Here is a 24,958-nt window from a genome sequence, read left to right on the forward strand (position 1 = left end):
GATTTCGCAGCGCCCTGCAGCGCTGGGGCGCAGGCCCGGTCCCGGTACGAGGTAGGACGCAAGCATGGATACGACAACGCTGAAAGGCCTGACTGTCCTCGAGGCGCTGGTGCGCTCGGGCGAAAGCCGGTCGGCCGGCGAACTCGCCCAGGAGCTGGGCCTAGTGCGCAGCAACGTGCATCGCACCCTGCAGACCCTGGCGCATGCAGGCTACGTGGAGGCCATCGCCGACTCGGCGAAGTACCGCCCCACCTTGCGGCTCTGGGAGCTGGGCAACGTCGTCGTGCAGCGCTTCGACATCCGCAAGCAGGCCTATCCCACCATGCAGGCGCTCGCCGCGCATACCGGCGAAACCATCCTGCTGGCGGTGCGCCAGCGGCTCGAAGTCTGCTTCCTGGACAAGATCCAGACCGAAAAGCCCGTCGGGACGTTCGTGCTGCTGGGCGCGCGGGCGCCGGTGCATTGCACCGCCCCGGGCAAGGCCATCCTGTCGCGTTGCTCGCACAGCGAGCTGCTGGCCCTGCCCGAGAAATTCGAACGCTACACCGCCAAGACCATCACCACGCGCGACGCGCTCATCGCCGAACTGGCCATCGCCCGCGAGCGGGGCTATGCCATCAATACGTCCGAATGGCGCGAGGGCGTGAATTCGCTGGGCGTGCCGATCACCGCACCGGGCGGCGAAGCGCTCGGCGCGATCTCGGTCACCGGCCCCGATACCCGGGTGACGCTGAAAAAGCTGGACGGCTACGCGCCGGTCCTGGTCGAGGCCGCCCGCGAGCTGTCGCGCCGTATTGGCGGCTAACGCGCGCTCAAGCGCGCGAGGCCAAGGCGTCGTAATCCGCCTGGGCCTGCGCCGACAGTGCCGGCAGGCCGGCCCCGACCTGCGCCTCATGGCCGCCGTCGACGAATATCGTCTGCCCCGTGATGAATCCATTGGCCGGACCGGCCAGGAACGCGGCCAGCGCGGCCACGTGCTCCGGCCTGCCCACGCCCAAGGCCTGCGGCGCGCGCGCCAGCGCCATGTCGAGCGCCTGGCGATCCTGCACGATGTGCCGCGTCAGCGGCGTATCGATTATCCCGGGCGCCACGGCATTGAGCAGGACGCCATGCCGGACCCATCTGTCCTGCAGGGCCTGATGCCGTATCCAGGCCGAGACAGCGCGCTTGGTCGTTTCGTACGCCGTGCGCGGGTGCAGGCCGCCGGCCCGGGCCAGATCCAGCGCGTCGGCGCGACGACCATCCAGGCATGCGGCATAAAGGCCGGCGTGGGCCTGGCGCAGCATGGCGATGGACGACAGGGCCACAGCGCGCCCGTGACCAGAACGGCGCAGGAACGGGTGCAATTGTTCGAGCACGCCTGTGGTGCCGAAGTAGTTGACCGCCACGATCGCTTCCGGGCTGCCGGTTTTTCCGCTCACGCCCGCGCACGTGAGCACGCCATCGACCACCGAGACACCCTGCGCGGCCAGGCGCGCCCCGACCAGGCCGACCTGCCCGGCATCGGACAAGTCGATCTCGATTTCCGCATTGCGCAGATCGATCCCGATCACCGTCGCGCCCGCCGCCTCGAGCGCGCGCCGCGTCGCCGCGCCGATGCCCCACGCGCTGCCGCTGACCACGTAGGTGCGGCGCGCGCGCTGCCCAGCCTCATCCTCCGTGCCCGCTGGCGTGGCCATCATTGCAGCGGAATCTCGGCCCGCTTGATCACATCCCGCCACAACAGGCGCTGGCGGCCGTAGTAATCCTCGAACTGCGCAACCGACATGTGCGTGGGCGTACCGCCGACCTGTTCGATCTTCTGGATGACCGCAGGATTCCTGAGAAAACCGTCGACCGCCTGGTTCAGTGCCTGCACGATCTCCGGCGGCGTGCCCGTGCGGGTGAATACACCGAACCACGTCTGCGGCGTGAACTCGGGAACGCCAGCTTCGGCGGTGGTCGGAATCGTGGGATGGTCCTTGACGCGCTTGGCGGAAGTCACGGCCAGCGGACGGAACTGGCCCGAGAGGATATACGGCGTGACCGAGGTCAGGTCGGAAAAATACAGGCCGGTCTCATGCCGCACCAACGACATGGCTGCCGCCGGCCCGCCGTTGTAGGGCACCAGGTACAGCTTGTCCTTCGTGATCAGGCGGTACATTTCCGCGACCAGCCGGGTCGATATCCCCGCCTCGGCGGTCGTCAGGCCATTGGGCATGCCGGCCGCCACCGTCTTGATATCGGCCAGTGTCTTGATTTCGCTTTCCGGATAGGTCGCGACCACGAAGGGCGCGGTCATGATCAGCCCCACGGGTTGCAGGTCCTTCGCGTCGTAGAGCGGCTGCTTGTAGATCTCCGCATTGATGGCGGCCGGCGCCCCCTGGAACATGATGGTGTAGCCGTCGGGTTCGGCGCGCGCCATGGCCGTCTCGCCGACCACGCCGCTGGCGCCGGGGCGGTTGATGACGACCACCTTGTCCTTGAATGGCTCGCCGACGTGCGCGGCAAACAGCCGGGCCAACATGTCCACGGAGCCGCCGGCGGGAAACGGCACGATCAGCGTGACGCTGCGGGTCGGGTACTCCGCCCTGGCGGGCAGCGAAGCGCCAGCCAGAACGACGAGTGCGCAGAGGGCGCCGCACCAGGTACGCACGAAATGCATGGATGTCTTCATTTTTCCTGTCTCCTCGCGGGTTGTCGGCGCGGCGCCGCTCAACCCGATATCGCCGACCATGCCGCCACGCGGCCGAATATCAGGGCCTTGCCCAGCGACGCGCCGGTCATATAGCCACGCCCGTGGGCGCCGCCGATGATCTCGCCGGCGGCGTACAGGCCGTCGATGGGCTTGCCCCATACGTCGACCACCCGCATCCGTCGGTCGACCTTGATGCCGGCATACGTGGTTGCCATATAGGGAACCGTGGCGTAGGCGTAGTAACGGGGATGTTCGAGGGGGAACGCCTCGCCGACCTGGTTGGACAAATGCCTGCGGCCGAACCTGTCGCGCTGCTGGCGTATCCCGTCGTTGTATTCGGACACGGTGCGCGCCAGCGCCTGCGGATCGATGCCGATCCGCTCGGCCAGCTCGACGATGGTGTCCGCCGCCGTCACCCGCCCCAGGTCGAAAGCCCGCTGGAAGTCCAGCGTCTTGGGCGATCGTACGGAAAGGTCCATCACCTTCTGGTCGAAGATCTGGAAGCCGCGCGCGCCGGCCTGGTCCATGCTTGCCTTGCCTATCGCCTTGTACGATTTCGATTCGTCGACGAAGCGCTCGCCCGCGCTGTTGACGACGATTCCGCCGCGATAGTACGCAAGCAGAATCGTGTTGGGCTCGCTCGGCACGGCCTCCTGCAAGGCCCCGAACGTGGGCACCAGCGCGTCGATGTCCGCGATCGCCGCGCCGTGCGCCCAGGCCATTTTCAAGCCGTCGCCCTGGTTGCCCGCCCCGCCTGTCAGCAGCACGTTCTCCAGGTGCGGCGCCAGCATCGACATCAGCTCGGGGCTTTGCGAGAAGCCACCGCTGGCCAGGATGACGCCCTGCCGCGCGCGGTATTCGACGGCGCGGCCCGCATGCCGCGCCGTCACCGCGACGATGCGCCGGCTGGCCGGGTCGCGGTACAAGGCCGAGACCGGCGCCGAGGTCTGCACGGCGACGCCGTATTGCTGGCGCAAATGCTCGTTCATTAACGCCATGACCCGCGCCGGCGAAGTCGGATGGCTGCGGGGCACCGACTGGTTGGACGAAAACTGGATCGGGTCGAACACCACGCCCAGGTGGCGCAGCAGCCGATAGGCGTCGAGCTGGTGCGCCACGTAAACGTCGATGAGCTCGCGCGCCTGCTCGCGCGCCGCGCAGGCGAGCAGGTCGCGCCGCAGCCGCTCGGGGCTGTCGTCGATGCCCTGCCCGGCCTGCTCCGGCGTCCCGGCAAAGGCGAACGACCCGCCGCTCAGCACGGTGCTTCCGCCGATGTCGGGCATTTTTTCCAGCACCGCCACGCTCTTTCCCGCCTTCGACACCTCGATCGCCGCACTATGCCCGGCCAGCCCGCCTCCGACGACGACGACATCCACTTCCTTCACTTCCTGGGCACTCATTTCCCGCCTCCTTGATCAAGTGGTTCGCGTGCTCATTGGTCTGCCAGCCGGAGCAGGCGCGCGGCATTGCCGCCCAGGATCGCCGCGACGACATCCTGCGGCCACCCCCAGGCGGCATAGGCATCGATCATGGGCTTGAAGGGCTTGGCTGGATAACCCGTGCCGAACAGCGTACGCCGAGGCAGATACGTCGCGGCCGCCTTGGCGTACTCCTGCGCGCCGGGAAACACGTTCGTCAGGTAAAGGTCGGGCGACAGCCAGACATTGGGACAGGTCAGGCAGACGCCGATCATCTCCATCACCCAAGGGTAGGCCGCGTGGGCGATCACGATATCCAGGCTGGGGAAATCGATCGCCACCTGATAGGCCTGCACCGGGTTGCTGTGTTCATAAGGCCGCTTCGTGAATGCCTGCAGCACCGCGGACAGCGTCACGCTGACCGGCACGCCATGCTTTACGCATGCTTCGTAAATGGGATAGAGCCTTTTGTCGTTCATGCCGCAGAAACTGGCATCGGCGGAAATCGTCGGCTCCAGCGCGACGCCGCGAAAACCCGGCGTGCCCACGCGGGCATCGATCTCGTCGAGCATGCGCTGCATGGGCCAGCCCAGATCCAGGCCCATGAAGCCGACGAACCGGCCCGGATAATCGGCAAACAGGGTTGCCAGCTCATCGTTGGAGACGATGCCGAAGGGCTCCATCGAATACCGGCCGGGAACCACGCCGACCGCCACGCCGGCCGCGTCCATTTCGGAGATCAGCAGGGGCAGCGAGCACTGCCCGACAGACGGCTCGACCGGAAAGTCGGGATGGCTGGTCTTGGGGCCGGCCTGGTACAGCGTGGAACGCGCAAAGCCCGGTATAGGCGGGCGCAACCGCAGATCGACAATCATTGCACGCTCTCCCCGGCCGGATTGCCCGGCCGCACCGCTCGATGACTCGACGCCATGTGCCCCTCCCTGGATGGCGGCCGGCCCTGGCCGGGCTGGTCCGCGCCTTGAATGTCCATTATTTAGACGCTATGTCTATTTATTGGACAAATTATAGGGCGGCAAAAATGACACGTCAACGAATGGCGAGTGAAAAAGAAAGCGCGCGCAGCGCACGCGCCCCTTGCGGGCGCGTGTCGCCACGTCGGGGCGTCAGCCCCCGCGGCCGTTGTCCAGGGCCGTCAGCATGGCGCGGGCGGCGCGCTCGGACGAGGCCGGGTTCTGGCCGGTGATGAGCAGTCCGTCGTTGACCACGTAGGCGTGCCAATCCTCGGCCTTGCTGTAGCGCGCGCCCAGGCCGACCAATTCGTCTTCCACCAGGAACGGCACCACCTCGGTCAATTGCACGGCCGCTTCCTCGGTGTTGCTGAAGCCGGTCACCTGCCGGCCGGCCACCAGCGGCGCGCCGTCGGCGGCGCGGGCGTGCCGCAGCACGCCAGGCGCATGGCACACGGCCGCCACCGGCTTGCCGCCGGCCAGGAAGGTCTCGATCAATGCGGTCGAATGCGCGCTTTCGGCCAGGTCCCACAGCGGGCCATGTCCGCCCGGGTAGAACAGCGCGTCGAAATCGGCCGCGCGCATATCGGCCAGCTTCGCCGTGTGCGCCAGCGCTTGCTGCGCCTGGGGGTCGGCCGCGAAGCGGCGGGTCGCCTCGGTCTGGGCGTCGGGCTCGTCGCTCTTGGGATCCAGCGGCGGCTGGCCGCCGGCCGGCGAGGCCAGCGTGACATGGGCGCCGGTGTCGACGAATACGTAATAAGGCGCGGCGAACTCCTCGAGCCAGAACCCCGTCTTGCGGCCGGTGTCGCCCAGCTGGTCATGCGAAGTCAGCACCATCAGTATTTTCATGCGTCGCTCCTGGGGAAGAGGCGGTCCGCGGCGTGGGCGGCCGGCCATGACCCGCCCATTACACCATCGGCCGGCGACGCCATGGGAAAGACACAAGAATTCTTACGCCTGCGGCGTATCATCGCCCTATCGAGCCTGCTCGCTTCCCGGAAATCCGCCATGTGTCTTGCCGTCCTGGCCCTGCACGCCATTCCCGGCCTGCCGGTACTGATCGCCGCCAACCGCGACGAATTCCATGCCCGCCCCACTGCCGAGGCCACGCGCTGGCCCGGCAGCCCCGCCATATACGCCGGCCGCGACCTGCAGGCCGGCGGCACCTGGATGGGCGTCAGCGACCAGGGCCGCTATGCGGTGGTCACCAATTTCCGCGATCCCCGCAACATCCAGCCCGACGCCCCCTCGCGCGGCGCCCTGGTGGAAGCCTTCCTGCGCGGCGCGGCCAGCGCGCAGGAGTACCTGCGCGACGTACATGCCCGTGGCGCGCGCTACAACGGTTTCAACCTGATCGTCGGCGACGCCGGCGGCGCCTGGTACTGCAGCAACCGCGACGGCGCGCCGCGGCGCCTGGCCGCGGGCGTCTACGCCCTGTCGAACCATTTGCTCGACACGCCCTGGCCCAAGCTGGCGCGCACCAAGGCCGCCTTCGAACGCATCATCGCCGCCACGCCGCAACCCGACCTGGCCGCGCTGTATGCGGCCCTGGCCGACCCCACGCCCGCGGCCGACCACGAATTGCCGGCCACCGGCCTCGCCCTGGAGCGCGAACGGCTGCTCAGCAGCCCCTTCATCGTCAGCCCCGACTATGGCACCCGCAGCGCCTGCATCCTGGCGCTGCATGACGATGGCCGGGGCGAATTGCACGAGCGGCGCTTCCGTCCCGACGGCGCCATCGCCGGACAGGCCGACCTGGACTTCCCGTGGCGCGCCGCGCGCGCCGAACTTCACCGCGCCTCCTGTGTCTAAGCAGTTCCGACTGGCGCGCGCGCCCGCCTTACAGGAGAACTTTCCATGAACAAACGTCATGAACGCGCATGAATGGCGGCGGCGCTGGCCGCCGGCAGCATTGCGCTGGGCGGCGCCGTGCAGGCGCAGGGCGCGCTGCCCGCGGTGCAACAACAAGGCAGTGTCCAATTCGTTACCGGCGGCGTCGGCCTGGACGAATCCGAGGCCATGAAAGCCGCCAGCAAGGACTATCCGCTGGCCCTGACCTTCGCGGCGCGCGGCAATGGCCGCGCCGGCCTGTACCTGGCCGACGTCGCGGTGCAGATCCTCGACCGGACCGGCAAACCCGTGCTCGATGCGAAGGCCGACGGCCCCTACCTGCTGGCCAAGCTGCCGGCCGGCACCTACCGCGTCAAGGCCACCTCGGGCGGCGTCGAACAGACCCGCCAGGTCAGCGTGCGTCCGGGCAGCACCGCACGCGCGGTGTTCGAATGGAAAGACTGAGGCCGTACCGGCGCTGAAGCGCGGCGGGCCACGGGCGCCAGCCCCCTGGTTGGGACAGGCGCCCACGGCCCCGACACCAGGCCGCAGCCGTCAATTCGCGCGGATCCCGCGCTCGTCGATCAGCTTTTTCCAGCGTGCGGTTTCGGACCGCACGAACTCACCCAGTTGCTCGGGCGTGCCGCCGGCGCTGTAGGCCCCGATGGCGGCCAGGCGTTCGCGCGACGCATCCGAGCGCAGCACCTCGTTGACGGCCGCATTGATCTGGCCGGTGACCGCGTCCGGCGTGCCGGCCGGAGCCATCAGCGAGAACCAGGAACTGACGTCGAACCCCTTGTATCCCAGCTCGTCCAGGGTGGGAACGTCCGGCAGCACATCGGAGCGCTTGATGGTGGTGACGGCCAGCGCCTTGTACTTGCCCGACTTGATCAGCGGCTGGGCGGTGGGCACGACATCGAACATGAAGTCGAGCCGGCCGCCCAGCATGTCCGTGATGGCCGGCGCGCTGCCCTTGTAGGGGATGTGGTTGGCGGCCAGCCCGGCGCTGCTCAGGAAGTACTCGCTGACCAGGTGGGTGATGTTGCCGGTTCCCGCCGAGCCATAGTTCAGGCCGCCCGGCTGCGCCTTGGCCTGCTTCACGAATTACGCGACATCGTCGACGGGCGCCGAGGGCAGCGTCACCAGGACCGCCGGCGTCTTCGCCAGCAGCACCACCGGCGCCAGCTCCTTGGCCACGTCGTAGCCGACCGGCCCCAGGCTGGGGTTGACCGTGACCGGCCCGACCGAGCCCAGCAGCAGCGTGTACCCGTCAGGCTTGGCGCGGGCCACCGACTGGATGCCGATGGCGCCGCCGGCGCCGGCCTTGTTCTCGACCACGACCGATTGCGACCACTGCTCGGACAAGCCCGCCGCCACCGTGCGGGCAACGATGTCGACGGCGCCGCCCGGCGTGAACGGCACCACGATGGTCACGGGCCGTTGCGGAAACGAATCCGCCGCTGCCGCGCTCGCCAAGGCGCTGCCCAGCAGCAGCGCGGCCATCAGGCCTTTCTGCATCACTCTCACCCTTTTCTCCTTGTATGGTTTCGTGGATCGGCCGTCGCTCAGGCCGGCAGCCTGCCCGCCTGGACCAGCGCGGCCCGCACGCGCGCGCGCTCCGCGTCGCTCAGGTCGACCCACGGCAGGCGTACGCGGCCGCTGGGCAGGCGGCCCAGCATGACCAGGGCCTCTTTCATGCGCGTGTGCATGTCGAGCGTCGGCGCGCTGTAGAAGCAGCTGGCCATGGGATAGATCTGGTCGTTGATGGCGCGCGCGGCCGCCAGGTCGTTGGCCTGCACCGCCTCCCAGAGCGCGACATGCAAGTCCGCGTGCACGCTGCCGGAGCCCGACAGGATGCCGTTGCAGCCCAGCACCAGCGAGGGCATGAGCCATGCGCTGTGCGTCGTCAGCACGTTGACCGGGCGCGCCAGCGATTGCAGCACGCGGATATTGCGTTCGTGCTCGATGGGATTGTTGCTGCGGTCCTTGATGGCCATCACCGAAGGCACTGCCTCGGCCAGCTTGACCAGGGTGTCCAGCGGATGCGCCATGCCGGTCGAGGTCTCGTACTGGAAAACGATCAGCGGCAGATCGGTGGCGTCGGCGATGGCCTTGTAGTGGCCCAGCGTCATCTCGGGCAACATGGCCGCCCCGCGCGCGAACACGGCCGGCGGAAACACCAGCAGGCAGGAAGCGCCGCCGGCCTCGGCTTGCCGCGCGATCCGCGCGGCGTCCAGCGGACCGTGCGCATACACGCCGTGCATCAGCGGGACCTGGTCGCCGACCTCGTCGGCCATCACGTCCAATGCGCGGCGCTGCTCGTCGAGCGTGAGCCCCGGGATCTCCTGCGAGACGCCGTTGACGCACAGCGCGGAAATGCCGCGGACCGACGCCAGGTCGCGGATATGCGCGCGCAGGGACTTCTCGTCGATGGAAAGGTCTTCGTTGAACGGCATCAGCGCCGCGGGGATCACGCCCGCGGGTACGTAACCGGGAAATCTTGCTGCCATGAATGCTCCTGAGTTTCCGAAAACAATACACAAAACGCAGGCGGACTATAGGAAAATCACCAGGCAGCCTCAATTAAATTGTCCACTAAGTAAACATGAAAAACATCCCCGCATCCGCCCCACGCGATACCGCGCAATCCCTGCGCAGATCGATCGAAATCCTGAAGGCCTTGTCCGCACCAATGAAGCGAGGATTTTCACTTAGTGAACTATCGAGAATGACCGGCCTGCCGCACCCTACCGTCTTGCGGCTGCTGCGCCACCTGACCGGCCTGGGCATGGTCGCGTGGGATCCCGCGACCAAGATATACCGGCTGGGCACGCTGACCTTCGAGCTGGGCCTGGCGGCGGCCGAACATTGCGACATCCGGGGCCTGTGCGGCGATTCGCTGGACCGGTTGCAGGCCGAAACGCAGGACACCTGCTACCTGACCATGCGCAGCGGATTCGATGCCGTGTGCATCGACCGGCGCGAGGGCGCATCGCCCATACGCGTGCTGACGCTGGACATCGGCAGCCGCCGCCCGCTGGGCGTGGGCGCCGCGGGGCTGGCCATACTGGACTGCCTGCCCGAGGAAGAAGCGGAAACCGTCATCCAGGCCAGCGAATCCAAGCTGGACCGGTACAACCGCATGAGCACCGACATCATGCGCATGCTGCTGCAGGAAACGCGCGAGCGCGGCTACGCGGTGTGCGGCAACTGGGTGACGCTGGGCGTGACGGCGGTTGCCGTGCCGATCTGCATCGAGGACGGACGGCCGATCGGATCGCTCAGCGTGTCCGCCGTGAGCCACAGAATGCCCGCCGACAGATGGCCCGGCATCGCGCGTGCGCTGCGCGCGGAAATGCATGAGATACACCGGAAACTGCAGGGCCCGTCGAGCCGGCCCGGCTACGGCGGCTGAGCGGATGCCGCGGCGCCTGCCCGTGCAGTGTGCCTGTCCCGGCGGAGACAGATACCGTCTTGGCAGTCAACCGTTCATGGCGTAGAGCGGTGTGCCTGTCCCGGCGGGGACAGGCACACCATGCCGCAGGCGCCGGTCTCCATGCGGGGACAGGCGCACTGCGCGGGCAGGCGCCGCGCTCAAGACCCGGCCAGCAGTATCGCCACGTTGACCAGCAGCGCGGCCAGCCATATCAGCGAACGCAGATTGCCCCGGCCGCCGATGTACAGCGCCACGTAGACCAGGCGCGCCACCAGCCATGCCCCCATCAGCACATGCAGCGTGGCGGCGGGCGCCTGGCTATGCAGCGCGTAGAGCACCGCCGCAAAGAAAAACGGCAAGGCCTCGAAGGTATTGGCCTGGGCCGAATTGGCGCGCGCCCGCCAGCCTGCCTGGCCGGCCAGCCAGGGGCGCGGATCATTGTTGTCGTAGCGGCGGCCGCCGGCCTTGGCCGCGATCGCGGGAACCAGCGGCAACAAGGCCGCCGCGAGCAGGAATGCTGCGGTTGCGTTCATGGAAGTCCTTTGCGGCGCCATGCGCGCGCCTGGTGGGTCCAGGGCCGAAGCCCAAAGGCTTCGATCTTGCCGCCGCCGGCCATGGCGCGTCAATGGCGGCGTCCCGCTACGTATGCCCCGGCTTCATGCGGTCGACCCAATCGCGCGCCGGATCGCGCCGCGCGCCGCGATTGAACAGCGCCGTCAGGAGCATGGCGATCAGCGCCCCCAGCCCGGCCAGCGCCATGTCCTTCTGCGCGTCCCAGATATCGCCCTGCGTGCCCAGGTATGCCACACCCAGTTCGCCGCCGAAGAATTCGGCCGCGCCCCATTCGATCAGCTCGTACAGGGCCGAGGTCGACAAGGCCACGTCCAGCGGCAGCAGATAGCCCCAGAAGCCGCGCACCTCCACCACCCGCAGGAAGATCTCCCGGATCGGGTAGGCCAGCAGCAGGCCATACGAAAAGTGCACCAGCCGGTCGAACTGGTTGCGCTCCCAGCCCAGCAGCTGGTCCAGGCTGTGGCCGGTCAGGCGTTGCCACCAGGCATCGTAGGGCACCAGCGAATAGGTGTAGTGCGCGCCCACGGCGTGCAGGCACAGGTACAGGAAGATCAAGGTGTAGGACACGCGCGAGAACACGAACCAGCGCCGCGTCGCATACAGCGCGACGCCGAACCCCAGCACCAGGGCGTTCTCGAGCAGCCAGTCGGAGCGGTCATGGGGCTCGATGGCCAGCGCCAGCTACAGCGCCGCGTACAGCACGGCCAGCGCCGGCAGATAGCGCCGGCGGGCAAACAGCCCGGCGCGCGCTTCAGTCATCGCGCACCCTGCCGCGCAGGCGCTTGGTTTCGCCGTGCTGGACCTTGCGCTGCACGCGCCGGCGCTGCGAGCCCAGGGTCGGCCGGGTGGCGCGGCGCGGCCGCACCGGCCGCAGGGCCTCGCGCAGCAGCGCCAGCAGGCGCTCGACGGCATCGGCGCGATTCTTCTCCTGGCTGCGATGCGTCTGCGCCTTGATGACGATGACGCCATCGCTGGAAATGCGCCGGTCCGCCAATGCCAGCACCGTTTCCTTGACGCTGTCGGGCAGCGACGAAGCACGCACATCGAAGCGCAGATGAATGGCGCTGGACACCTTGTTGACGTTCTGTCCGCCCGCGCCCTGCGCCCGGATCATGTCGAAATCCAGCTCGCGTTCGTCCAGATAGAGGGAACCCAATACATGCAGCATAGGGCGCCAGTCTACGCCTGTTGCCGAAGGCGGCAAACGCCCGGGCCGCCGCCCGGTAAAATAGGGTTCATCGCGCAATAGCGTGGAGGGGTTTGGCAAGTTTTCGTATTCTTGACGGCAGGTATTTGCCATCAGGAGTGCAGGGAGATGCTGGATCGCAAGTTGCTGGAGTCGCTGGGAGGCTGGCAGGGCTATGGCGTCGAACGCGTGGAATGGCCCGAAGACCCAGGGCGCACGCTGTCGATCTATTTGAAGCCAACGGCCAAGGTGATGCTGTGCGAGCAGTGCGGCGCGCGGTGTCGCCAGGTGCATGAGACCACGGTTCGACGGGTGCGAGATCTGCCGTTATTCGAGTATCGGGTCGTTCTGCACGTGCCGCGCCGACGCTTGTGGTGTGAGCAATGCGGCGGCCCGCGCCTGGAGCGGCTTGCCTGGCTGGGGCGATATCAACGGGTGACGGATCGGCTGGCGCAGGCCTGCAGCCAATTGCTGCAATCGAGCAACGTGCAGGCGGTGGCGAGGTTCTTCGAGCTGGGTTGGCATACCGTCAAGACGCTGGACAAGGCTCGGCTGCGTGCGTCGGTGCGCGAACCGGATTGGTCCAAGATCGAGTATTTGGCGATGGACGAGTTTGCCCTGCACAAAGGGCATCGCTACGCGACAGTGGTGGTCGATCCGATCGGCAGGCAGGTGCTGTGGATTGGCCCAGGACGCTCACGCGAGACGGCCCGGGCGTTCTTCGAACAATTGCCGCCTGGGGCCGCCCAACGCATCAAGGCCGTTGCCATCGACATGACCACCGCCTACGAGTTGGAGATCCAGGCCCACAGCCCACAGGCGGAGATCGTCTATGACTTGTTCCATGTCGTGGCCAAGTATGGACGAGAGGTCATTGATCGGGTGCGCGTGGATCAGGCCAATCAACTACGCCAGGATCGTCCCGCACGCAGGATCATCAAATCGAGTCGCTGGCTGCTGCTGCGCAACCGTGACAACCTGGATCGGCAGCAGGCCGTCCGGCTCGACGAATTGCTGCAAGCCAACCAGCCGCTGCTGACGGTCTATGTCCTGCGTGACGAACTCAAACGGCTCTGGTTCTACCAAAGACCTGCCTGGGCAAGACAAGCCTGGAACCACTGGTACGAGCAGGCCGAGCAAAGCGGAATAGCCGCCTTGAACACCTTCGCTCAGCGCTTGAAAGGCTATCTGCACGGCATCCTGGCCAGATGCCGACATCCCCTGAACACCAGCATTGTCGAGGGCATCAACAACACTATCAAGGTCATCAAGCGGCACGCTTACGGCTACCGCGACCAGGAATACTTCTTCCTCAAAATCCGTGCCGCCTTCCCCGGCAATGCGCGATGAACCAAAAAAAACGCCCCTTGCGGGGCGTTCTCGCCGAAGCGGCCGGTTTACTTGTTCGGCTGCGGGGTGATGCGCAGATACGGACGCAGCGCCTTGTAGCCCTTGGGGAACTTCTCCTTGATGACGGCTTCGTCCTTCAGCGACGGCACGATGATCACGTCCTCGCCGTCCTTCCAGTTGACCGGCGTGGCCACGCTGTGGCTGTCGGTAAGCTGCAGCGAGTCGATCACGCGCAGGATCTCGTCGAAGTTGCGGCCGGTGCTGGCCGGATAGGTGATGGTCAGGCGCACCTTCTTGGCCGGATCGATCACGAACACCGAGCGCACCGTCAGGGTGGCGTTGGCATTGGGATGGATCATGTCGTACAGCTCGGACACCTTGCGGTCGTCGTCGGCCAGGATGGGGAAATTGACCGTGGTCGACTGCGTGTCGTTGATGTCGTCGATCCACTTGGTGTGCGAATCGACCGGATCCACCGACAAGGCCAGCACCTTGACGTTGCGCTTGGCGAACTCGCCGGCCAGCTTGGCGGTGTAGCCCAGCTCGGTGGTGCAGACCGGCGTGAAATCGGCCGGATGCGAAAACAGCACGCCCCAGCTGTCGCCCAGATAGTCGTACAGACGGAGGGGACCGATGGAAGATTTTTGTTCGAAATCGGGGGCGGTATCGCCCAGACGGAGTTGACCCATTGACGTCTCCTGCTTCAGGTTGAGTGGCGCTCTGATTCTTGCATCAAACTTATTTGGGGGGAAATACGTAAGGCATATAACTTTATGCGATATCAGCCATGCTGCCGCACGAATCAGCCACATCGCCGGCGCGCACCGCCGCCGCCAGGGCCAAGGCGCGCGGCAGGATGTGCGCGCCGTAGAACAATGCCGTGCCCAATTTATGGTGATGGAACGCATCGCCGGAGCCGGCCGCCAGATGGCGGCGACACGCCAATGCCGCGCGCGCCATCTGCCAGCCGCCGTGCACCACGCCGGCCAGCATCAGGTAAGGCACGCTGCTCGAATACACCGCGCGCACATTGGACGCGGCGTGCGCCAGAATGAATTCGACCGCGCCCTCATAGGACTGGATGGCCTGGTCGAAATTGTCGCGCAGCACGCGCAAGGCGGTATGGTCGGCCGTATCGGCGCGCTGCGCCTCGGCCGCCACCGCCTTGAGGGTGTCGCGCATTGCCGCGATCGAGGCATGGGCCGTGGCCCCGCCGTCGCGCAGCGTCTTGCGCCCCACCAGGTCGTTGGCCTGGATGGCGGTCGTTCCCTCGTAGATGGGCAGGATGCGCGCATCGCGATAATGCTGCGCGGCGCCGGTCTCTTCGATGAAACCCATGCCGCCATGCACCTGGATGCCCAGCGACGCCACTTCCACGGCCGACTCGGTCGAGAAACCCTTGACGATCGGCACCAGGTATTCATAGAAGGCGCGGTTGCGGGCGCGCACCTCGGCGTCGGGATGATGCGTGCCCTTGTCGTGCGCAGCGGCCGCCACGTAGGAAACGGCGCGGGCCCCTTCGGTCAGCGCCCGCATGGTCAGCAGCATGCGCTGGACATCGGGGTGGTGCGCAATCGTCACCGGCGCGGCCGATCCCTCGATGGCGCGCCCCTGCACGCGTTCGCGCGCGTAAGCCTGCGCATGCTGATAGGCACGCTCCGACACGCCGATACCCTGCTGGCCGACCGAATAGCGCGCGGCATTCATCATGATGAACATGTATTCCAGGCCGCGGTTGGCCTCGCCCACCAGATAGCCCACCGCGCCCTCGCCCACCTCGCCCTTGCCCGCGCCGTACAGCAGCACCGCGGTCGGACTGCCGTGGATGCCCAGCTTGTGCTCCAGCGAGGCGCACCACACATCGTTGCGCTTGCCGCGCGAGCCGTCCTCGTTGACCAGGTACTTGGGCACGATGAACAGCGAAATCCCCTTGACCCCGGCCGGCGCATCGGGCGTGCGCGCCAGCACCAGGTGGATGATGTTCTCGGCCAGGTCGTGCTCGCCGTAGGTGATGAAGATCTTCTGGCCGCTCAGGCGGTAGCTGCCGTCGTCCTGCCGCACCGCGCGCGTGGCCACCTGGGCCAGGTCCGAGCCGGCCTGCGGCTCGGTCAGGTTCATGGTGCCGGTCCACTGGCCGCCGATCAGCTTGGGCACGTAGGTCTGCCGTTGCGCCTCGGAACCCACCGTCAGCAGCGCCTCGATCACGCCATCGGTCAGCATGGGGCACAGCGAAAACGCCAGGCTGGCCGCCTGGATGTTTTCTCCCGCCGGCGCCGCCACGACCTTGGGCAGGCCCTGCCCGCCCCACTTCTGCGGATGCTGCAGGCCTTGCCAGCCCCCCGCCGTATAGTCCGCGAAACCCTGGCTGAAACCCGGCGTGGTGGTCACCTGGCCGTCGTTCCAGACCGGCGGCTTGGTATCGCCGGCCACGTTCAGCGGCGCGATGGCCTGCTGCACGAAGCGCGCGTTTTCTTCGAGGATGGCGTCCACCAGGTCCGGGGTCACTTCTTCGAACCCGGGCAGTTTCAGGATTTCCTCCAGCCCGGCCAGCTCATTGAGCGCGAAGCGGAAATCCTGCAACGGTGTGGCGTAAGTCATTTTGTCTCCGTAGTCTTGATGCGGGCTGGCGGTCAGGTCGGCCGGGCATTTGCAGGGTGCGTGCCGGCGCGGCGCGCCGGCGGATTTCGTAGAGTATGCCAAGCGACGATAATCGGCCTCGCCACGCAGGGCAACCTCATTCCGGGCGGCAGATGTAACCACGCGAGCGCCCTCGCCGACGGCCCCATGCCGTGCATGGCCGAAAAAAAAACCGCGGGCGACAGCCCGCGGCTTTCTCTCTGCGTGCGGCGCGCCGCTCAGAGCGCGCCGGTCAGTTCGGGCACGACCTGGAACAGGTCGCCCACCAGGCCGTAGTCGGCCACGCCGAAGATCGGCGCTTCCGGATCCTTGTTGATGGCCACGATGACCTTGGAGTCCTTCATGCCCGCCAGGTGCTGGATCGCCCCGGAGATGCCCACCGCCACGTACAGCTGCGGCGCCACGATCTTGCCCGTCTGCCCCACCTGCCAGTCGTTGGGCGCGTAGCCCGCGTCCACCGCCGCGCGCGAGGCCCCCAGCGCCGCGCCCAGCTTGTCGGCCAGCGGGTCCAGGATCTTGAAGTTCTCCGCGCTGCCCAGCCCGCGCCCGCCCGAGACCACCACCCGCGCGCCGGCGAGCTCCGGACGGTCGCTCTTGGCCACCTCCCGGCCCACGAAGCGCGACAGCCCCGAATCGGCCACCGCATCGAGCGCCTCGACCGCCGCCGACCCGCCCTGCGCGGCCACCGCGTCAAAACCGGTCGTGCGCACCGTGATCACCTTGACCGCATCGCCCGACTGCACCGTGGCGATCGCGTTGCCCGCGTAGATCGGCCGCTGGAACGTATCGGCCGACTCCACTCCGATGATGTCCGAGATCTGCGCCACATCCAGCTTGGCCGCCACCCGCGGCGCCACGTTCTTGCCCGAGGCCGTGGCCGCGAACAGAATGTGGCTGTACCCGCCGGCCACCGCCAGCACCTGCGCGGCCAGGTTCTCGGCCAGCCCCTCGGCCAGCTGCGGCGCATCGGCCAGCAGCACCTTGGACACCCCGGCCGCCTGCGCGGCCTGCTCGGCCACCGCCTGCGCGCCCGAGCCCGCCACCAGCACATGCACCTCGCCGCCCAGCCTGGACGCCGCGGCGATCGTGTTCAGCGTCGCGCCCTTCAGCTGCGCGTTATCGTGTTCGGCTATTACCAGCGTCGTCATCACACCACCTTCGCTTCGTTCTTCAGTTTGTCCACCAGCGTGGCCACATCAGGCACCTTGATGCCGGCCTGGCGCGCCGGCGGCTCGCTCACCTTCAGCGTCTTCAGGCGCGGCGCCGGATCCACCCCCAGATCCTGCGGGCTCACCGTCTCCAGCGGCTTCTTCTTGGCCTTCATGATGTTGGGCAGCGTCACGTAGCGCGGCTCGTTCAGCCGCAGGTCCGTGGTCACGATCGCCGGCAGATTCAGCGACAGCGTCTCCAGCCCCCCATCGACCTCGCGCGTCACCGTCACCTGACCATCGCCCAGCTCCACCTTGCTCGCAAACGTCGCCTGCGGCCAATCCAGCAGCGCCGCCAGCATCTGCCCCGTCTGGTTGGCGTCATCGTCGATCGCCTGCTTGCCCAGAATCACCAGCTGCGGCTGCTCCTTGTCCACCAGCGCCTTGAGCAGCTTGGCCACCGCCAGCGGCTGCAGCTCCGCGTCGGTCTGCACCAGCACCGCGCGGTCTGCCCCGATCGCCATCGCCGTGCGCAGCGTCTCCTGGCATTGTGCGGCGCCGCAAGAAACCGCCACCACCTCCGCCACCGCGCCCTTCTCCTTGAGCCGCGTGGCCTCCTCGACCGCTATCTCGTCGAACGGGTTCATGGACATCTTCACGTTGGCGATGTCTACCCCCGTTTGATCCGATTTGACGCGCACCTTGACGTTGTAGTCGACCACGCGCTTGACTGGTACCAGAACCTTCATCCAGCAGTCTCCAAAATAACAATAATTACCCGGCGAAACCCGGGACCGCATTGCACAATTTTTTCTCGATTCTACAGCTTCGACAGGGATCGTATATGCGCGACCACGCTGCGGCCCAAGGCTGACAAGTTGTAACCACCCTCCAGGGTGCTGACGATACGGCCCTGGCAGTGCTGGTCGGCAACCTCGACCAGGCGGTCGGTGATCCAGGCGTAATCGGCCTCGACCAGGCCCATCTGGGCCATATCGTCCTCGCGATGGGCGTCGAAACCGGCCGAGATCAGGATCAGTTCGGGGCGATGCTCGTGCAGCCGCGGCAGCCACTGCTCACGCACGATCGTCCGTATCGACGCGCCGCCGGTGTAGGCCGCCACCGGCACATTCAGCATATTGGGCGCCGGATCGTCGGCGCCGCTGCTGGGGAAGAACGGATGCTGGAAGAAGCTGCACATCAGCACCTGCGGATCGCCCGCGAAGGCATGTTCGGTGCCATTGCCATGGTGGACGTCGAAATCCACCAGCGCCACCCGCTGCAAGCCATGGAAGTCCAGCGCATGGCGGGCCGCGATCGCGACATTGTTCAGGAAGCAGAATCCCATGGCGTGGTCGCGCTCGGCATGGTGGCCGGGCGGACGCACCGAGCAGAATGCCGTAATGGCCTCGCCGCCCAGCACCGCGTCGACCGCCGCCACCCCGGCGCCGGCGGCGCGCAGCGCCGCCTCGTAGGTGTGGCGGTTCATCGACGTGTCGGCGTCTATCGCGTAATAGCCATGCTCGGGCTGGTGCGCGCGCAGGCTGTCCAGGTAGGCCGGCGTATGCACCCTCAGGATGTCGGCGCGCGAGGCTTCCGGAGCCTGCCGCTCCTGCAGGTAGGGCAGCAGGCCGCTGGCCAGCAATTGATCGGAAATGGCATCGAGCCTCTGCGGGCTCTCGGGATGCCAGTCGCCCATTTCATGCAAGCGGCATGACGGGTGGGTAAGATACATAGTCTCCATAAGGAAGATTATGTTCAACTGTCGGCGATTCCTGCAAATCGGCACGCTGTCGGCCCTGCTGGCCGGCTGTGCCACCTCCAGCCAAACACCCCAAGCCCAGCATCTTCCCGCGCAGGCCGCCACAGGCCAGGCCGACCGCGTCCGCATCGGCCCGGACAAACCCGTATCGAGCGACGAAGGCCCCGCCACGCTGACGCCGACCGGCGAACTGCGGCCCGACGTCCGCGCCTTCGCCGAACAGCTGGCGGCACAGCGCGAGCTGCCCCTGCCGCAAGTGCTGGCCAGCCTGGAAAGCACGCGCTACAACGCGACCGTCGCCCGCCTCATCGCCCCGTCCGGCGCGTCGGGCAAGAAGATCTGGCGCAGCTGGCTGACCTATCGCGGGCGTTTCGTCGAACCCAAGCGCATCGCCTGGGGCGTGGAATTCTGGACCGCCAACCAGGACCTGCTCAACCGCGCCGCCCAGCGCTACGGCGTGCCGGCCTCGATCATCGCCTCCATCATCGGCGTGGAAACCCTGTACGGCCGCAACGTGGGCAACTTCCGCGTGGTCGATGCCCTGGCGACGCTGGCGTTCGACTACCCCGATCCCGCCAAGCCCGAGCGCGCCGACATGTTCCGCGGCCAGCTCGGCGACTTCATCACCCTGGCGCTGCAGGACAAGCTGGACCCCGAGACGCGCGGCTCGTACGCCGGCGCCATCGGCATGCCGCAATTCATGCCCGGCAGCATCATGCGCTATGCGGTCGATGGCGATGACGACGGCCACATCGACCTGACCAACAGCGTCGCGGACGCGGTCATGTCGGTGGGCAACTTCCTGGTCGAACATGGCTGGCAGCGCGGCCTGCCGGTGTTCGCGCCGGTCGCGCTGCCGGCCGATCCGGCGCCGCTGGTGGCCGGCGGCCTTACGCCGACGCTGGACTGGAACGGTCTGCAGGCCGCCGGCGCGCGCCCGGCGGCGGGCGCCGGACGCGGCGCCTGGCAGGAGCACCCCATGGGCATCGTGGACCTGGTCGAGGAAGCGCGCGGCACCGTGCAATACCGTACCGCCACGCCCAATTTCTTTGCCCTGACGCAATACAACCGCAGCTACTTCTATGCCACGGCGGTGGCCGACCTGGCGGCCGAACTGCAGGCCCGCACGGGCTATTGATGCCCCGTGCCGCGGCGCGGCCCGCCACGCGGGCGGACGCCGCGCCCGGCCCTGCGTCAGTTGAAGACGCCGGTCGACAGGTAGCGGTCGCCGCGGTCGCACACGATGAATACAATGGTGGCGTTCTCGACCCGCTCGGCCACGCGCAACGCCGCCACCAGGGCGCCCGCCGACGAAATGCCGGCGAATATGCCTTCTTCGGCGGCCAGCCGGCGCGCCATGGTCTCCGCCTCGGCCTGCGCGATGGACTCATAGGCGTCGACCAGCGAACGGTCGAAGATCTTCGGCATGTAGGCCTCGGGCCACTTGCGGATGCCCGGGATCTGCGAGCCTTCGGCCGGCTGCGCGCCAACCACCTGCACCGCCGCGTTGCGCGACTTCAGGTAGGTGGACACGCCCATGATGGTGCCGGTGGTGCCCATCGCGCTGACGAAATGCGTGACGCGGCCATCCGTCTGGTTCCAGATTTCCGGGCCGGTGCCCTCGATATGGGCGCGCGGGTTGTCCGGGTTGCCGAATTGGTCCAGCACCTTGCCCTTGCCTTCGGCCTGCATGGCCGTGGCCAGGTCGCGGGCGTATTCCATGCCGCCCTTGGCGGCAGGCGTGAGGATCAGTTCGGCGCCATAGGCGGTCATGGCGGCCCGCCGCTCGAGCGACAGGTTGTCGGGCATGATGAGGACCATCCGGTACCCGCGCATGGCCGCCGTCATGGCCAGCGCGATGCCGGTATTGCCGCTGGTGGCCTCGATCAGGGTATCGCCCGGATGGATTTCGCCGCGCTCTTCGGCGCGCAGGATCATGGACAGGGCAGGACGGTCCTTGACCGAGCCGGCAGGGTTGTTGCCCTCCAGCTTGGCCAGGATCACGTTGCCGCGCGCCTGCCCGGCCGCGCCAGGAATGCGCTGCAGGCGCACGAGCGGCGTATTGCCGACGGTTTGCTCGATAGTGGGGTAGGTAGGAGTGCTCATGCCGCCGATAATAACCGCCCCGGATCGGCCGAGGCGGTTTAGCCGCGCTGGCGCCAGGGACTCCCGCGCCGCCGGCCAGGCTAGCGGCCGGCAGCCGCCTTGGCGCGCGGCCCTCCCGCCGGCCTGGCCTCGGGCCTGGCGCCCGCGGCCGGCGCAGCCGGGCCGGCCGTCAGGCCGGCGGCCTGCAAGGATTGCATTTTCTTGAGGCCGATGCCGCTGACCCGCTCGGACAGGTCTTCGAGCGACAGGAAGCGGCCTCCCCGCTGGCGCTCTTCGATGATGACGCGGGCCGTGCGCGGCCCCACGCCGCGCACGGTTTCGAGCTAGTCGACGGTGGCGGTGTTGACGTCCAGCGCGTGGGCCGGCGCGGCGGCCAGCGCGCAACCGGCCATCACCAGCCAGCGCGCCAGCGGCTCGCTTGCCGGCTTGCGCCCGGCCGGCGCCTTGCCCGCCGGCGCGCGCGCCGCGGCGCCGGGCGGCCGCGGCCGCCACAGCCGGCCGCGGCCCACCAGCGGCCAAGCGGGAGCGCTTGCGCAACGCGCCACGGGATCGTGCAAAAACGGATTCATGCTGTGCTCCTTGGATGCGTGTCGGACGAACCGGTCGATCCGCCCCGCAGCCATCTTGCCCGCCCCGGCGTTCGCCGCGGCGGACGGTGCACGCAAACATCCACCCGGGCAACTACCCGGGGCAAATCCGCTACTTCAGGGCGCGCCAATAGCGCACGTATTCCGATACGCCAGTCTGTACATCGCGCATCGGCGCGCTGAAGCCGGCCGCCCGCAGCCGGCCGACGTCGGCCTGGGTGTAGCTCTGGTAGCGCCCTTTCAGATCATCCGGGAACGGGATATAGCGCAGCAGGCCTTTCTTGACCAGTTCGGCCAGCGGCAGCGCCGCCTCGCCACGTTCGGCGCGCAGGGTATTGACCACCGCCGCGGCCACGTCGTTGAACGGCTGGGCGCGCCCGGTGCCACAGTTGAAAACGCCCGACTGGCCAGGGTTGTCGAGGAAATGCAGATTGACCGCCACCACGTCCTCGACCGAAATGAAATCGCGGCTCTGCCCGCCGTCCTCGTAGCCATCCCAGCCGGCGAACAGGCGCACATGGCCTTCGGCCAGGAACTGGTTCATGTTGTGGAAGGCCACCGAAGCCATGCGGCCCTTGTGCTGCTCGTGCGGCCCGTACACGTTGAAATAGCGCAGCCCCACCACCTGGGCGGTCAGGCTGTCCATGCGCGTGCGCAGCACCTGGTCGAACAGCAGCTTGGAATAGCCGTAGACATTGAGCGGATGCTCGTTGGCCGGGTCTTCCACATAGACCGACGAACCGCCGTAGACCGCGGCCGACGAGGCGTACAGGAACGGCACGCGCTCGGCCTGGCAGTACTCGAACAGTTCCAGCGTGACGCGGTAGTTGTTGTCCAGCATGTAGCGGCCGTTGCGCTCGGTGGTGTCCGAGCAGGCGCCCTGGTGCAGCACGGCACGCAAGGCCGGCAGGTTGCCGCCGCGCACGCGTTCGCGGAACTCGTCCTTGTCGAGATAGTCGGCGATGCTGCAATCGACGAGGTTGCGGAATTTGTCGCCGTCGGTCAGGTCGTCGACGGCGATGATGTCCTGGATGCCGCGCCGGTTCAGGCCGCGCACCAGGTTGCTGCCGATAAAGCCGGCCGCGCCGGTCACCACGATCATGTTGATTCTCCTGCAAGTTCTGCGGCGGTCACCACCGACGTGCCCAGCTTGCCGACCACGATGCCGCCGGCCCGGTTGGCCCAGCGCATCGCGTCGCCCCAGGACAGTCCCACCGCGCGCATGACGGCCAGGGTCGCCAGCACGGTATCGCCGGCGCCCGATACATCATAGACTTCGTGCGCGGCGGCGTCGGCATGGTCGCGCCCCGCGTCGGTAAAGAGGGTCATGCCCTGCTCGGACCGCGTCACGAGCAAGGCCTCCAGGTCCAGGTCGAGGCGCAGCCGCTGGGCGCGCTCGGCCAGTTCGTCCTCGGTTTTCCAGCGCCCGACCGCCTCGCGCATTTCGGCCCGGTTGGGCGTGACCAGCGTGGCGCCGCGATAGCGCTCGTAGTGGTCGCCCTTGGGGTCGACCAGCACCGGCAGGCTGTGGCCGACGGCGGCGGCGATGATGGATTCGACCCGGTCCAGCACGCCCTTGGCGTAATCGGACAGCACCACGATATCGTGCTGCGCCAGCTGCCGCGCCACGGCGGCGCTGATGCCGTCGAGCGCGGCCGGCTCGGGATGCTGCTCGAAATCCACCCGCAGCAGCTGCTGCTGGCGGCCGAGCACGCGCATCTTCAGCGTGGTCGGGTGCTCGGTGTCGGATACCAGATCGGTGCGCACGCCCTCTTCGGCGGCCATGCGCTCGATGCGGTGGCCGACCTCATCGGCGCCGACCACCCCGATCAGCGTCACCTGGGCGCCCAGCGCGGCCACGTTGCGCGCCACGTTGGCGGCGCCGCCCAGGCGGTCTTCGCGGCGCGCCACCCGCACCACGGGCACCGGAGCTTCCGGTGAAATCCGGTCGACTTCGCCGAACCAGTAGCGGTCGAGCATGACGTCGCCCACGACCAGCACGCGGGCGCGGGCGATGCGTTCAGCGGGGTATTGATTCATTCGAGTTCTTCCAGGCGGCGCGGCGCGTAGGTTTCCCAGGAATTGCAGCCGGGGCACTGCCAGTAAAAGCGGCGCGCCTGGAAGCCGCAACTGCGGCAGGCATAGCGGTCCAGGCGCTGGGTATGTTTATGGATGAGGCTGCGCAGCAGGGTCAGGTCGGCCCCGGTCACGGGCCCGGCGTCGGCGGGCGCGCCGGGCGAGGCCAATTCGGCCTCGAGCAGGCGGTCCAGGCCCAGCAGGGACGGATGATGGCGCAGCGCCTCGCGCGCGAACGCCCACGCGGGCGCCGAGCCCTGCTGCACGCGCAGCTCGCGGAACACCACGTTGAAGAGGTCCAGCGAGGCGTGCCGCTGGTACTGCTGCTGCAGCATCGCCAACCCGGCGGCGGCCTGGTCGGCCTGCCGGTAGTTCGTCAGCAGCGCCTCGGCCACCAGCCCGGCGAATTCGGGCGCCTGGGTGAGAATGGATTCGAGATACAGGCGCTCGCGCTTGGGATCGCTCTCGAGGGCGGCCAGGCGTGCGCGCAGCATGGCGGTGCGCACCAGCGACGCCTTGGCTGGCGCCGCGTTGCCGCGCTCGACCATGCCGGCGGCGTGGTCGGCCGCGTCCAGCGCGGCATGGGCGGCGTCGAAATCCACCGGCTTGGCCGTCAGCGCGGCCTGCGCCTGCTCGCAGTAGTAGTGCACGATCTGCGGCACGGGCTCGTCGACCAGCCCGTGCAAGGTCTTGACCGCCTCGATGGCGCGCGGCCAGTCGTGCTCGGATTCGTAGATACGGATCAGCGAACGCAGCGCGGGCAGCGCGTAGCGGGTGTCCTTGAGCTGCTCGAACGCCCCTTCGGCTCGGTCCAGCATGCCGGCCTTCAGGAAATCCTGCGCCAGCTCGTGCTGCGCGTGTTCGCGCTCGGCCACCGGCAGATCGGAGCGGCTCAGCAGGCTCTGGTGCACGCGGATGGCGCGCTCCATTTCGCCGCGCCGGCGAAACAGGCTGCCCAGGGCGAAGTGCAGCTCGGTGGTTTCGGGATCCAGCTTGGCGACCTCGACGAACGCGTCGATCGCCCGGTCGGGCTGCTCATTGAGCAGGAAGTTCAGGCCGCGGAAGTACGAATCGGGCAGCGTGCGCGTCTCGCGCAGCATCTGCCGGAAGTCAAAGCGCGCCGCCAGCCAGCCCAGCGCGAACAGCACCGGCACGAATATCAGCCACCAGGGTTCAAAATCCACAGCGCGGGCTCTCGGTAGGA

General features: G+C 67.7%; 26 protein-coding genes and 1 pseudogene. 6 read left to right on the forward strand and 21 right to left on the reverse strand.

What is annotated here, in order from left to right; translation table 11 throughout:
• Positions 1-64: 64 nt before the first annotated feature.
• Positions 65-805: an IclR family transcriptional regulator gene (locus LK409_RS13605; protein WP_003810935.1), complete on the forward strand. Its 741-nt coding sequence runs from the start codon at positions 65-67 to the stop codon at positions 803-805.
• 7 nt (positions 806-812) lie between these two features.
• Here the strand turns inward: LK409_RS13605 and LK409_RS13610 are convergent, their stop codons facing one another.
• From LK409_RS13610 to LK409_RS13630, 5 genes are all read right to left on the reverse strand, one after another.
• Positions 813-1,682 carry an SDR family oxidoreductase gene (locus LK409_RS13610; protein WP_010928895.1) on the reverse strand — a complete coding sequence of 290 codons (870 nt, stop codon included), beginning with the start codon at positions 1,680-1,682 and terminating at the stop codon, positions 813-815.
• A complete protein-coding gene (locus LK409_RS13615) occupies positions 1,679-2,698 on the reverse strand; it encodes a tripartite tricarboxylate transporter substrate binding protein (protein ID WP_010926728.1) in 1,020 nt (339 codons plus the stop codon). The genes LK409_RS13610 and LK409_RS13615 overlap by 4 nt, the downstream gene beginning before the upstream one ends.
• Positions 2,695-4,077: an FAD-dependent oxidoreductase gene (locus tag LK409_RS13620; protein WP_010928896.1), complete on the reverse strand. Its 1,383-nt coding sequence runs from the start codon at positions 4,075-4,077 to the stop codon at positions 2,695-2,697. The genes LK409_RS13615 and LK409_RS13620 overlap by 4 nt, the downstream gene beginning before the upstream one ends.
• Before the next feature lie 32 nt (positions 4,078-4,109).
• Entirely contained in the window at positions 4,110-4,970 is an 861-nt protein-coding gene (locus LK409_RS13625; RefSeq protein ID WP_010928897.1) for an amidohydrolase family protein, read from the reverse strand.
• A 249-nt stretch (positions 4,971-5,219) separates the two neighbouring features.
• Positions 5,220-5,912, reverse strand: a complete 693-nt coding sequence (locus tag LK409_RS13630; RefSeq protein ID WP_003810926.1) for a type 1 glutamine amidotransferase domain-containing protein — start codon at positions 5,910-5,912, stop codon at positions 5,220-5,222.
• Positions 5,913-6,071: 159 nt separating this feature from the next.
• On the opposite strand from LK409_RS13630, the gene LK409_RS13635 reads away from it, so the two are divergent.
• Both LK409_RS13635 and LK409_RS13640 read left to right on the forward strand, forming a co-directional pair.
• Complete coding sequence (locus tag LK409_RS13635; protein ID WP_033446814.1) at positions 6,072-6,875, forward strand: NRDE family protein; 804 nt, start codon at positions 6,072-6,074, stop codon at positions 6,873-6,875.
• Between the two features lie 72 nt (positions 6,876-6,947).
• Positions 6,948-7,358, forward strand: coding sequence for a carboxypeptidase-like regulatory domain-containing protein (locus LK409_RS13640; protein ID WP_010928899.1), 411 nt, complete (start codon positions 6,948-6,950; stop codon positions 7,356-7,358).
• Between the two features lie 90 nt (positions 7,359-7,448).
• Here the strand turns inward: LK409_RS13640 and LK409_RS13645 are convergent.
• Together LK409_RS13645 and LK409_RS13650 are read right to left on the reverse strand one after the other, a co-directional pair.
• Positions 7,449-8,411, reverse strand: a pseudogene (locus LK409_RS13645) (Bug family tripartite tricarboxylate transporter substrate binding protein).
• Between the two features lie 47 nt (positions 8,412-8,458).
• Positions 8,459-9,403, reverse strand: coding sequence for a dihydrodipicolinate synthase family protein (locus LK409_RS13650; protein ID WP_003810917.1), 945 nt, complete (start codon positions 9,401-9,403; stop codon positions 8,459-8,461).
• Positions 9,404-9,498: 95 nt separating this feature from the next.
• Here LK409_RS13650 and LK409_RS13655 point away from each other — a divergent pair, with 95 nt between their 5' ends.
• Positions 9,499-10,308 (forward strand): IclR family transcriptional regulator, encoded by an 810-nt coding sequence (locus LK409_RS13655; RefSeq protein WP_014905911.1) that lies wholly within the window; start codon positions 9,499-9,501, stop codon positions 10,306-10,308.
• A 179-nt stretch (positions 10,309-10,487) separates the two neighbouring features.
• On the opposite strand, the gene LK409_RS13660 is transcribed toward LK409_RS13655, so the two are convergent.
• The 3 genes from LK409_RS13660 to arfB all read right to left on the reverse strand — a co-directional run bounded on the left by LK409_RS13660 (position 10,488) and on the right by arfB (position 12,070).
• Entirely contained in the window at positions 10,488-10,862 is a 375-nt protein-coding gene (locus tag LK409_RS13660; protein WP_010928900.1) for an MAPEG family protein, read from the reverse strand.
• Positions 10,863-10,968: 106 nt separating this feature from the next.
• A complete protein-coding gene (locus tag LK409_RS13665) occupies positions 10,969-11,583 on the reverse strand; it encodes a DUF2238 domain-containing protein (protein ID WP_226376574.1) in 615 nt (204 codons plus the stop codon).
• A 70-nt stretch (positions 11,584-11,653) separates the two neighbouring features.
• Complete coding sequence (gene arfB / locus LK409_RS13670) at positions 11,654-12,070, reverse strand: alternative ribosome rescue aminoacyl-tRNA hydrolase ArfB (RefSeq protein WP_003810909.1); 417 nt, start codon at positions 12,068-12,070, stop codon at positions 11,654-11,656.
• 147 nt (positions 12,071-12,217) lie between these two features.
• On the opposite strand from arfB, the gene LK409_RS13675 reads away from it, so the two are divergent.
• Positions 12,218-13,438: an ISL3-like element IS1001 family transposase gene (locus tag LK409_RS13675; protein WP_010928902.1), complete on the forward strand. Its 1,221-nt coding sequence runs from the start codon at positions 12,218-12,220 to the stop codon at positions 13,436-13,438.
• Positions 13,439-13,485: 47 nt separating this feature from the next.
• On the opposite strand, the gene LK409_RS13680 is transcribed toward LK409_RS13675, so the two are convergent.
• From LK409_RS13680 to LK409_RS13700, 5 genes are all read right to left on the reverse strand, one after another.
• A complete protein-coding gene (locus LK409_RS13680; RefSeq protein WP_003813333.1) occupies positions 13,486-14,127 on the reverse strand; it encodes a peroxiredoxin in 642 nt (213 codons plus the stop codon).
• A gap of 82 nt (positions 14,128-14,209) precedes the next feature.
• Positions 14,210-16,036, reverse strand: coding sequence for an acyl-CoA dehydrogenase (locus LK409_RS13685; RefSeq protein ID WP_010928903.1), 1,827 nt, complete (start codon positions 16,034-16,036; stop codon positions 14,210-14,212).
• Positions 16,037-16,293: 257 nt separating this feature from the next.
• Positions 16,294-17,223 (reverse strand): electron transfer flavoprotein subunit alpha/FixB family protein, encoded by a 930-nt coding sequence (locus LK409_RS13690; protein WP_003813337.1) that lies wholly within the window; start codon positions 17,221-17,223, stop codon positions 16,294-16,296.
• Positions 17,223-17,972 carry an electron transfer flavoprotein subunit beta/FixA family protein gene (locus LK409_RS13695; protein WP_033447049.1) on the reverse strand — a complete coding sequence of 250 codons (750 nt, stop codon included), beginning with the start codon at positions 17,970-17,972 and terminating at the stop codon, positions 17,223-17,225. Before LK409_RS13695 ends, LK409_RS13690 begins: the two co-directional genes overlap by 1 nt.
• Positions 17,973-18,043: 71 nt before the next feature.
• Positions 18,044-18,958 (reverse strand): histone deacetylase family protein, encoded by a 915-nt coding sequence (locus LK409_RS13700; RefSeq protein ID WP_010928904.1) that lies wholly within the window; start codon positions 18,956-18,958, stop codon positions 18,044-18,046.
• 19 nt (positions 18,959-18,977) lie between these two features.
• Here LK409_RS13700 and mltB point away from each other — a divergent pair, with 19 nt between their 5' ends.
• Positions 18,978-20,123 (forward strand): lytic murein transglycosylase B, encoded by a 1,146-nt coding sequence (gene mltB, locus LK409_RS13705; protein WP_010928905.1) that lies wholly within the window; start codon positions 18,978-18,980, stop codon positions 20,121-20,123.
• Positions 20,124-20,179: 56 nt separating this feature from the next.
• Here the strand turns inward: mltB and cysM are convergent, their stop codons facing one another.
• The 6 genes from cysM to lapB form a co-directional block, all read right to left on the reverse strand.
• Positions 20,180-21,091, reverse strand: a complete 912-nt coding sequence (gene cysM / locus LK409_RS13710; protein ID WP_003813345.1) for a cysteine synthase CysM — start codon at positions 21,089-21,091, stop codon at positions 20,180-20,182.
• A gap of 80 nt (positions 21,092-21,171) precedes the next feature.
• Positions 21,172-21,396 carry a helix-hairpin-helix domain-containing protein gene (locus LK409_RS13715; RefSeq protein WP_227909705.1) on the reverse strand — a complete coding sequence of 75 codons (225 nt, stop codon included), beginning with the start codon at positions 21,394-21,396 and terminating at the stop codon, positions 21,172-21,174.
• An 18-nt stretch (positions 21,397-21,414) separates the two neighbouring features.
• Complete coding sequence (locus tag LK409_RS13720) at positions 21,415-21,660, reverse strand: hypothetical protein (protein ID WP_226376426.1); 246 nt, start codon at positions 21,658-21,660, stop codon at positions 21,415-21,417.
• Between the two features lie 130 nt (positions 21,661-21,790).
• Positions 21,791-22,780, reverse strand: coding sequence for an ADP-glyceromanno-heptose 6-epimerase (gene rfaD / locus LK409_RS13725; RefSeq protein ID WP_003813348.1), 990 nt, complete (start codon positions 22,778-22,780; stop codon positions 21,791-21,793).
• Positions 22,777-23,718 (reverse strand): D-glycero-beta-D-manno-heptose-7-phosphate kinase, encoded by a 942-nt coding sequence (rfaE1, locus tag LK409_RS13730; protein WP_003813350.1) that lies wholly within the window; start codon positions 23,716-23,718, stop codon positions 22,777-22,779. The genes rfaD and rfaE1 overlap by 4 nt, the downstream gene beginning before the upstream one ends.
• The gene (gene lapB, locus LK409_RS13735) at positions 23,715-24,938 is read right to left on the reverse strand and encodes a lipopolysaccharide assembly protein LapB (protein WP_003813352.1); all 1,224 of its coding nucleotides are present in this window, start codon (positions 24,936-24,938) and stop codon (positions 23,715-23,717) included. The genes rfaE1 and lapB overlap by 4 nt, the downstream gene beginning before the upstream one ends.
• Between the last annotated feature and the right edge of the window lie 20 nt (positions 24,939-24,958).

This window comes from Bordetella parapertussis, assembly GCF_020735925.1.
Taxonomy (GTDB): domain Bacteria; phylum Pseudomonadota; class Gammaproteobacteria; order Burkholderiales; family Burkholderiaceae_B; genus Bordetella; species Bordetella pertussis.

Coding starts and splice junctions, on each gene's coding strand:
- LK409_RS13655 (WP_014905911.1), top strand. CDS start 9,499: ATGAAAAACATCCCCGCATCCGCCCCACGCGATACCGCGCAATCCCTG.
- rfaE1 (WP_003813350.1), bottom strand. CDS start 23,718: ATGAATCAATACCCCGCTGAACGCATCGCCCGCGCCCGCGTGCTGGTC.
- rfaD (WP_003813348.1), bottom strand. CDS start 22,780: ATGATCGTGGTGACCGGCGCGGCCGGCTTTATCGGCAGCAACCTGGTG.
- LK409_RS13620 (WP_010928896.1), bottom strand. CDS start 4,077: ATGAGTGCCCAGGAAGTGAAGGAAGTGGATGTCGTCGTCGTCGGAGGC.
- LK409_RS13700 (WP_010928904.1), bottom strand. CDS start 18,958: ATGTATCTTACCCACCCGTCATGCCGCTTGCATGAAATGGGCGACTGG.
- LK409_RS13695 (WP_033447049.1), bottom strand. CDS start 17,972: ATGAAGGTTCTGGTACCAGTCAAGCGCGTGGTCGACTACAACGTCAAG.
- LK409_RS13685 (WP_010928903.1), bottom strand. CDS start 16,036: ATGACTTACGCCACACCGTTGCAGGATTTCCGCTTCGCGCTCAATGAG.
- LK409_RS13660 (WP_010928900.1), bottom strand. CDS start 10,862: ATGAACGCAACCGCAGCATTCCTGCTCGCGGCGGCCTTGTTGCCGCTG.
- LK409_RS13720 (WP_226376426.1), bottom strand. CDS start 21,660: ATGAATCCGTTTTTGCACGATCCCGTGGCGCGTTGCGCAAGCGCTCCC.
- LK409_RS13635 (WP_033446814.1), top strand. CDS start 6,072: ATGTGTCTTGCCGTCCTGGCCCTGCACGCCATTCCCGGCCTGCCGGTA.
- arfB (WP_003810909.1), bottom strand. CDS start 12,070: ATGCTGCATGTATTGGGTTCCCTCTATCTGGACGAACGCGAGCTGGAT.
- LK409_RS13640 (WP_010928899.1), top strand. CDS start 6,948: ATGGCGGCGGCGCTGGCCGCCGGCAGCATTGCGCTGGGCGGCGCCGTG.
- LK409_RS13630 (WP_003810926.1), bottom strand. CDS start 5,912: ATGAAAATACTGATGGTGCTGACTTCGCATGACCAGCTGGGCGACACC.
- cysM (WP_003813345.1), bottom strand. CDS start 21,091: ATGAGCACTCCTACCTACCCCACTATCGAGCAAACCGTCGGCAATACG.
- LK409_RS13675 (WP_010928902.1), top strand. CDS start 12,218: ATGCTGGATCGCAAGTTGCTGGAGTCGCTGGGAGGCTGGCAGGGCTAT.
- LK409_RS13625 (WP_010928897.1), bottom strand. CDS start 4,970: ATGATTGTCGATCTGCGGTTGCGCCCGCCTATACCGGGCTTTGCGCGT.
- LK409_RS13680 (WP_003813333.1), bottom strand. CDS start 14,127: ATGGGTCAACTCCGTCTGGGCGATACCGCCCCCGATTTCGAACAAAAA.
- LK409_RS13690 (WP_003813337.1), bottom strand. CDS start 17,223: ATGACGACGCTGGTAATAGCCGAACACGATAACGCGCAGCTGAAGGGC.
- mltB (WP_010928905.1), top strand. CDS start 18,978: ATGTTCAACTGTCGGCGATTCCTGCAAATCGGCACGCTGTCGGCCCTG.
- LK409_RS13650 (WP_003810917.1), bottom strand. CDS start 9,403: ATGGCAGCAAGATTTCCCGGTTACGTACCCGCGGGCGTGATCCCCGCG.
- LK409_RS13605 (WP_003810935.1), top strand. CDS start 65: ATGGATACGACAACGCTGAAAGGCCTGACTGTCCTCGAGGCGCTGGTG.
- LK409_RS13610 (WP_010928895.1), bottom strand. CDS start 1,682: ATGATGGCCACGCCAGCGGGCACGGAGGATGAGGCTGGGCAGCGCGCG.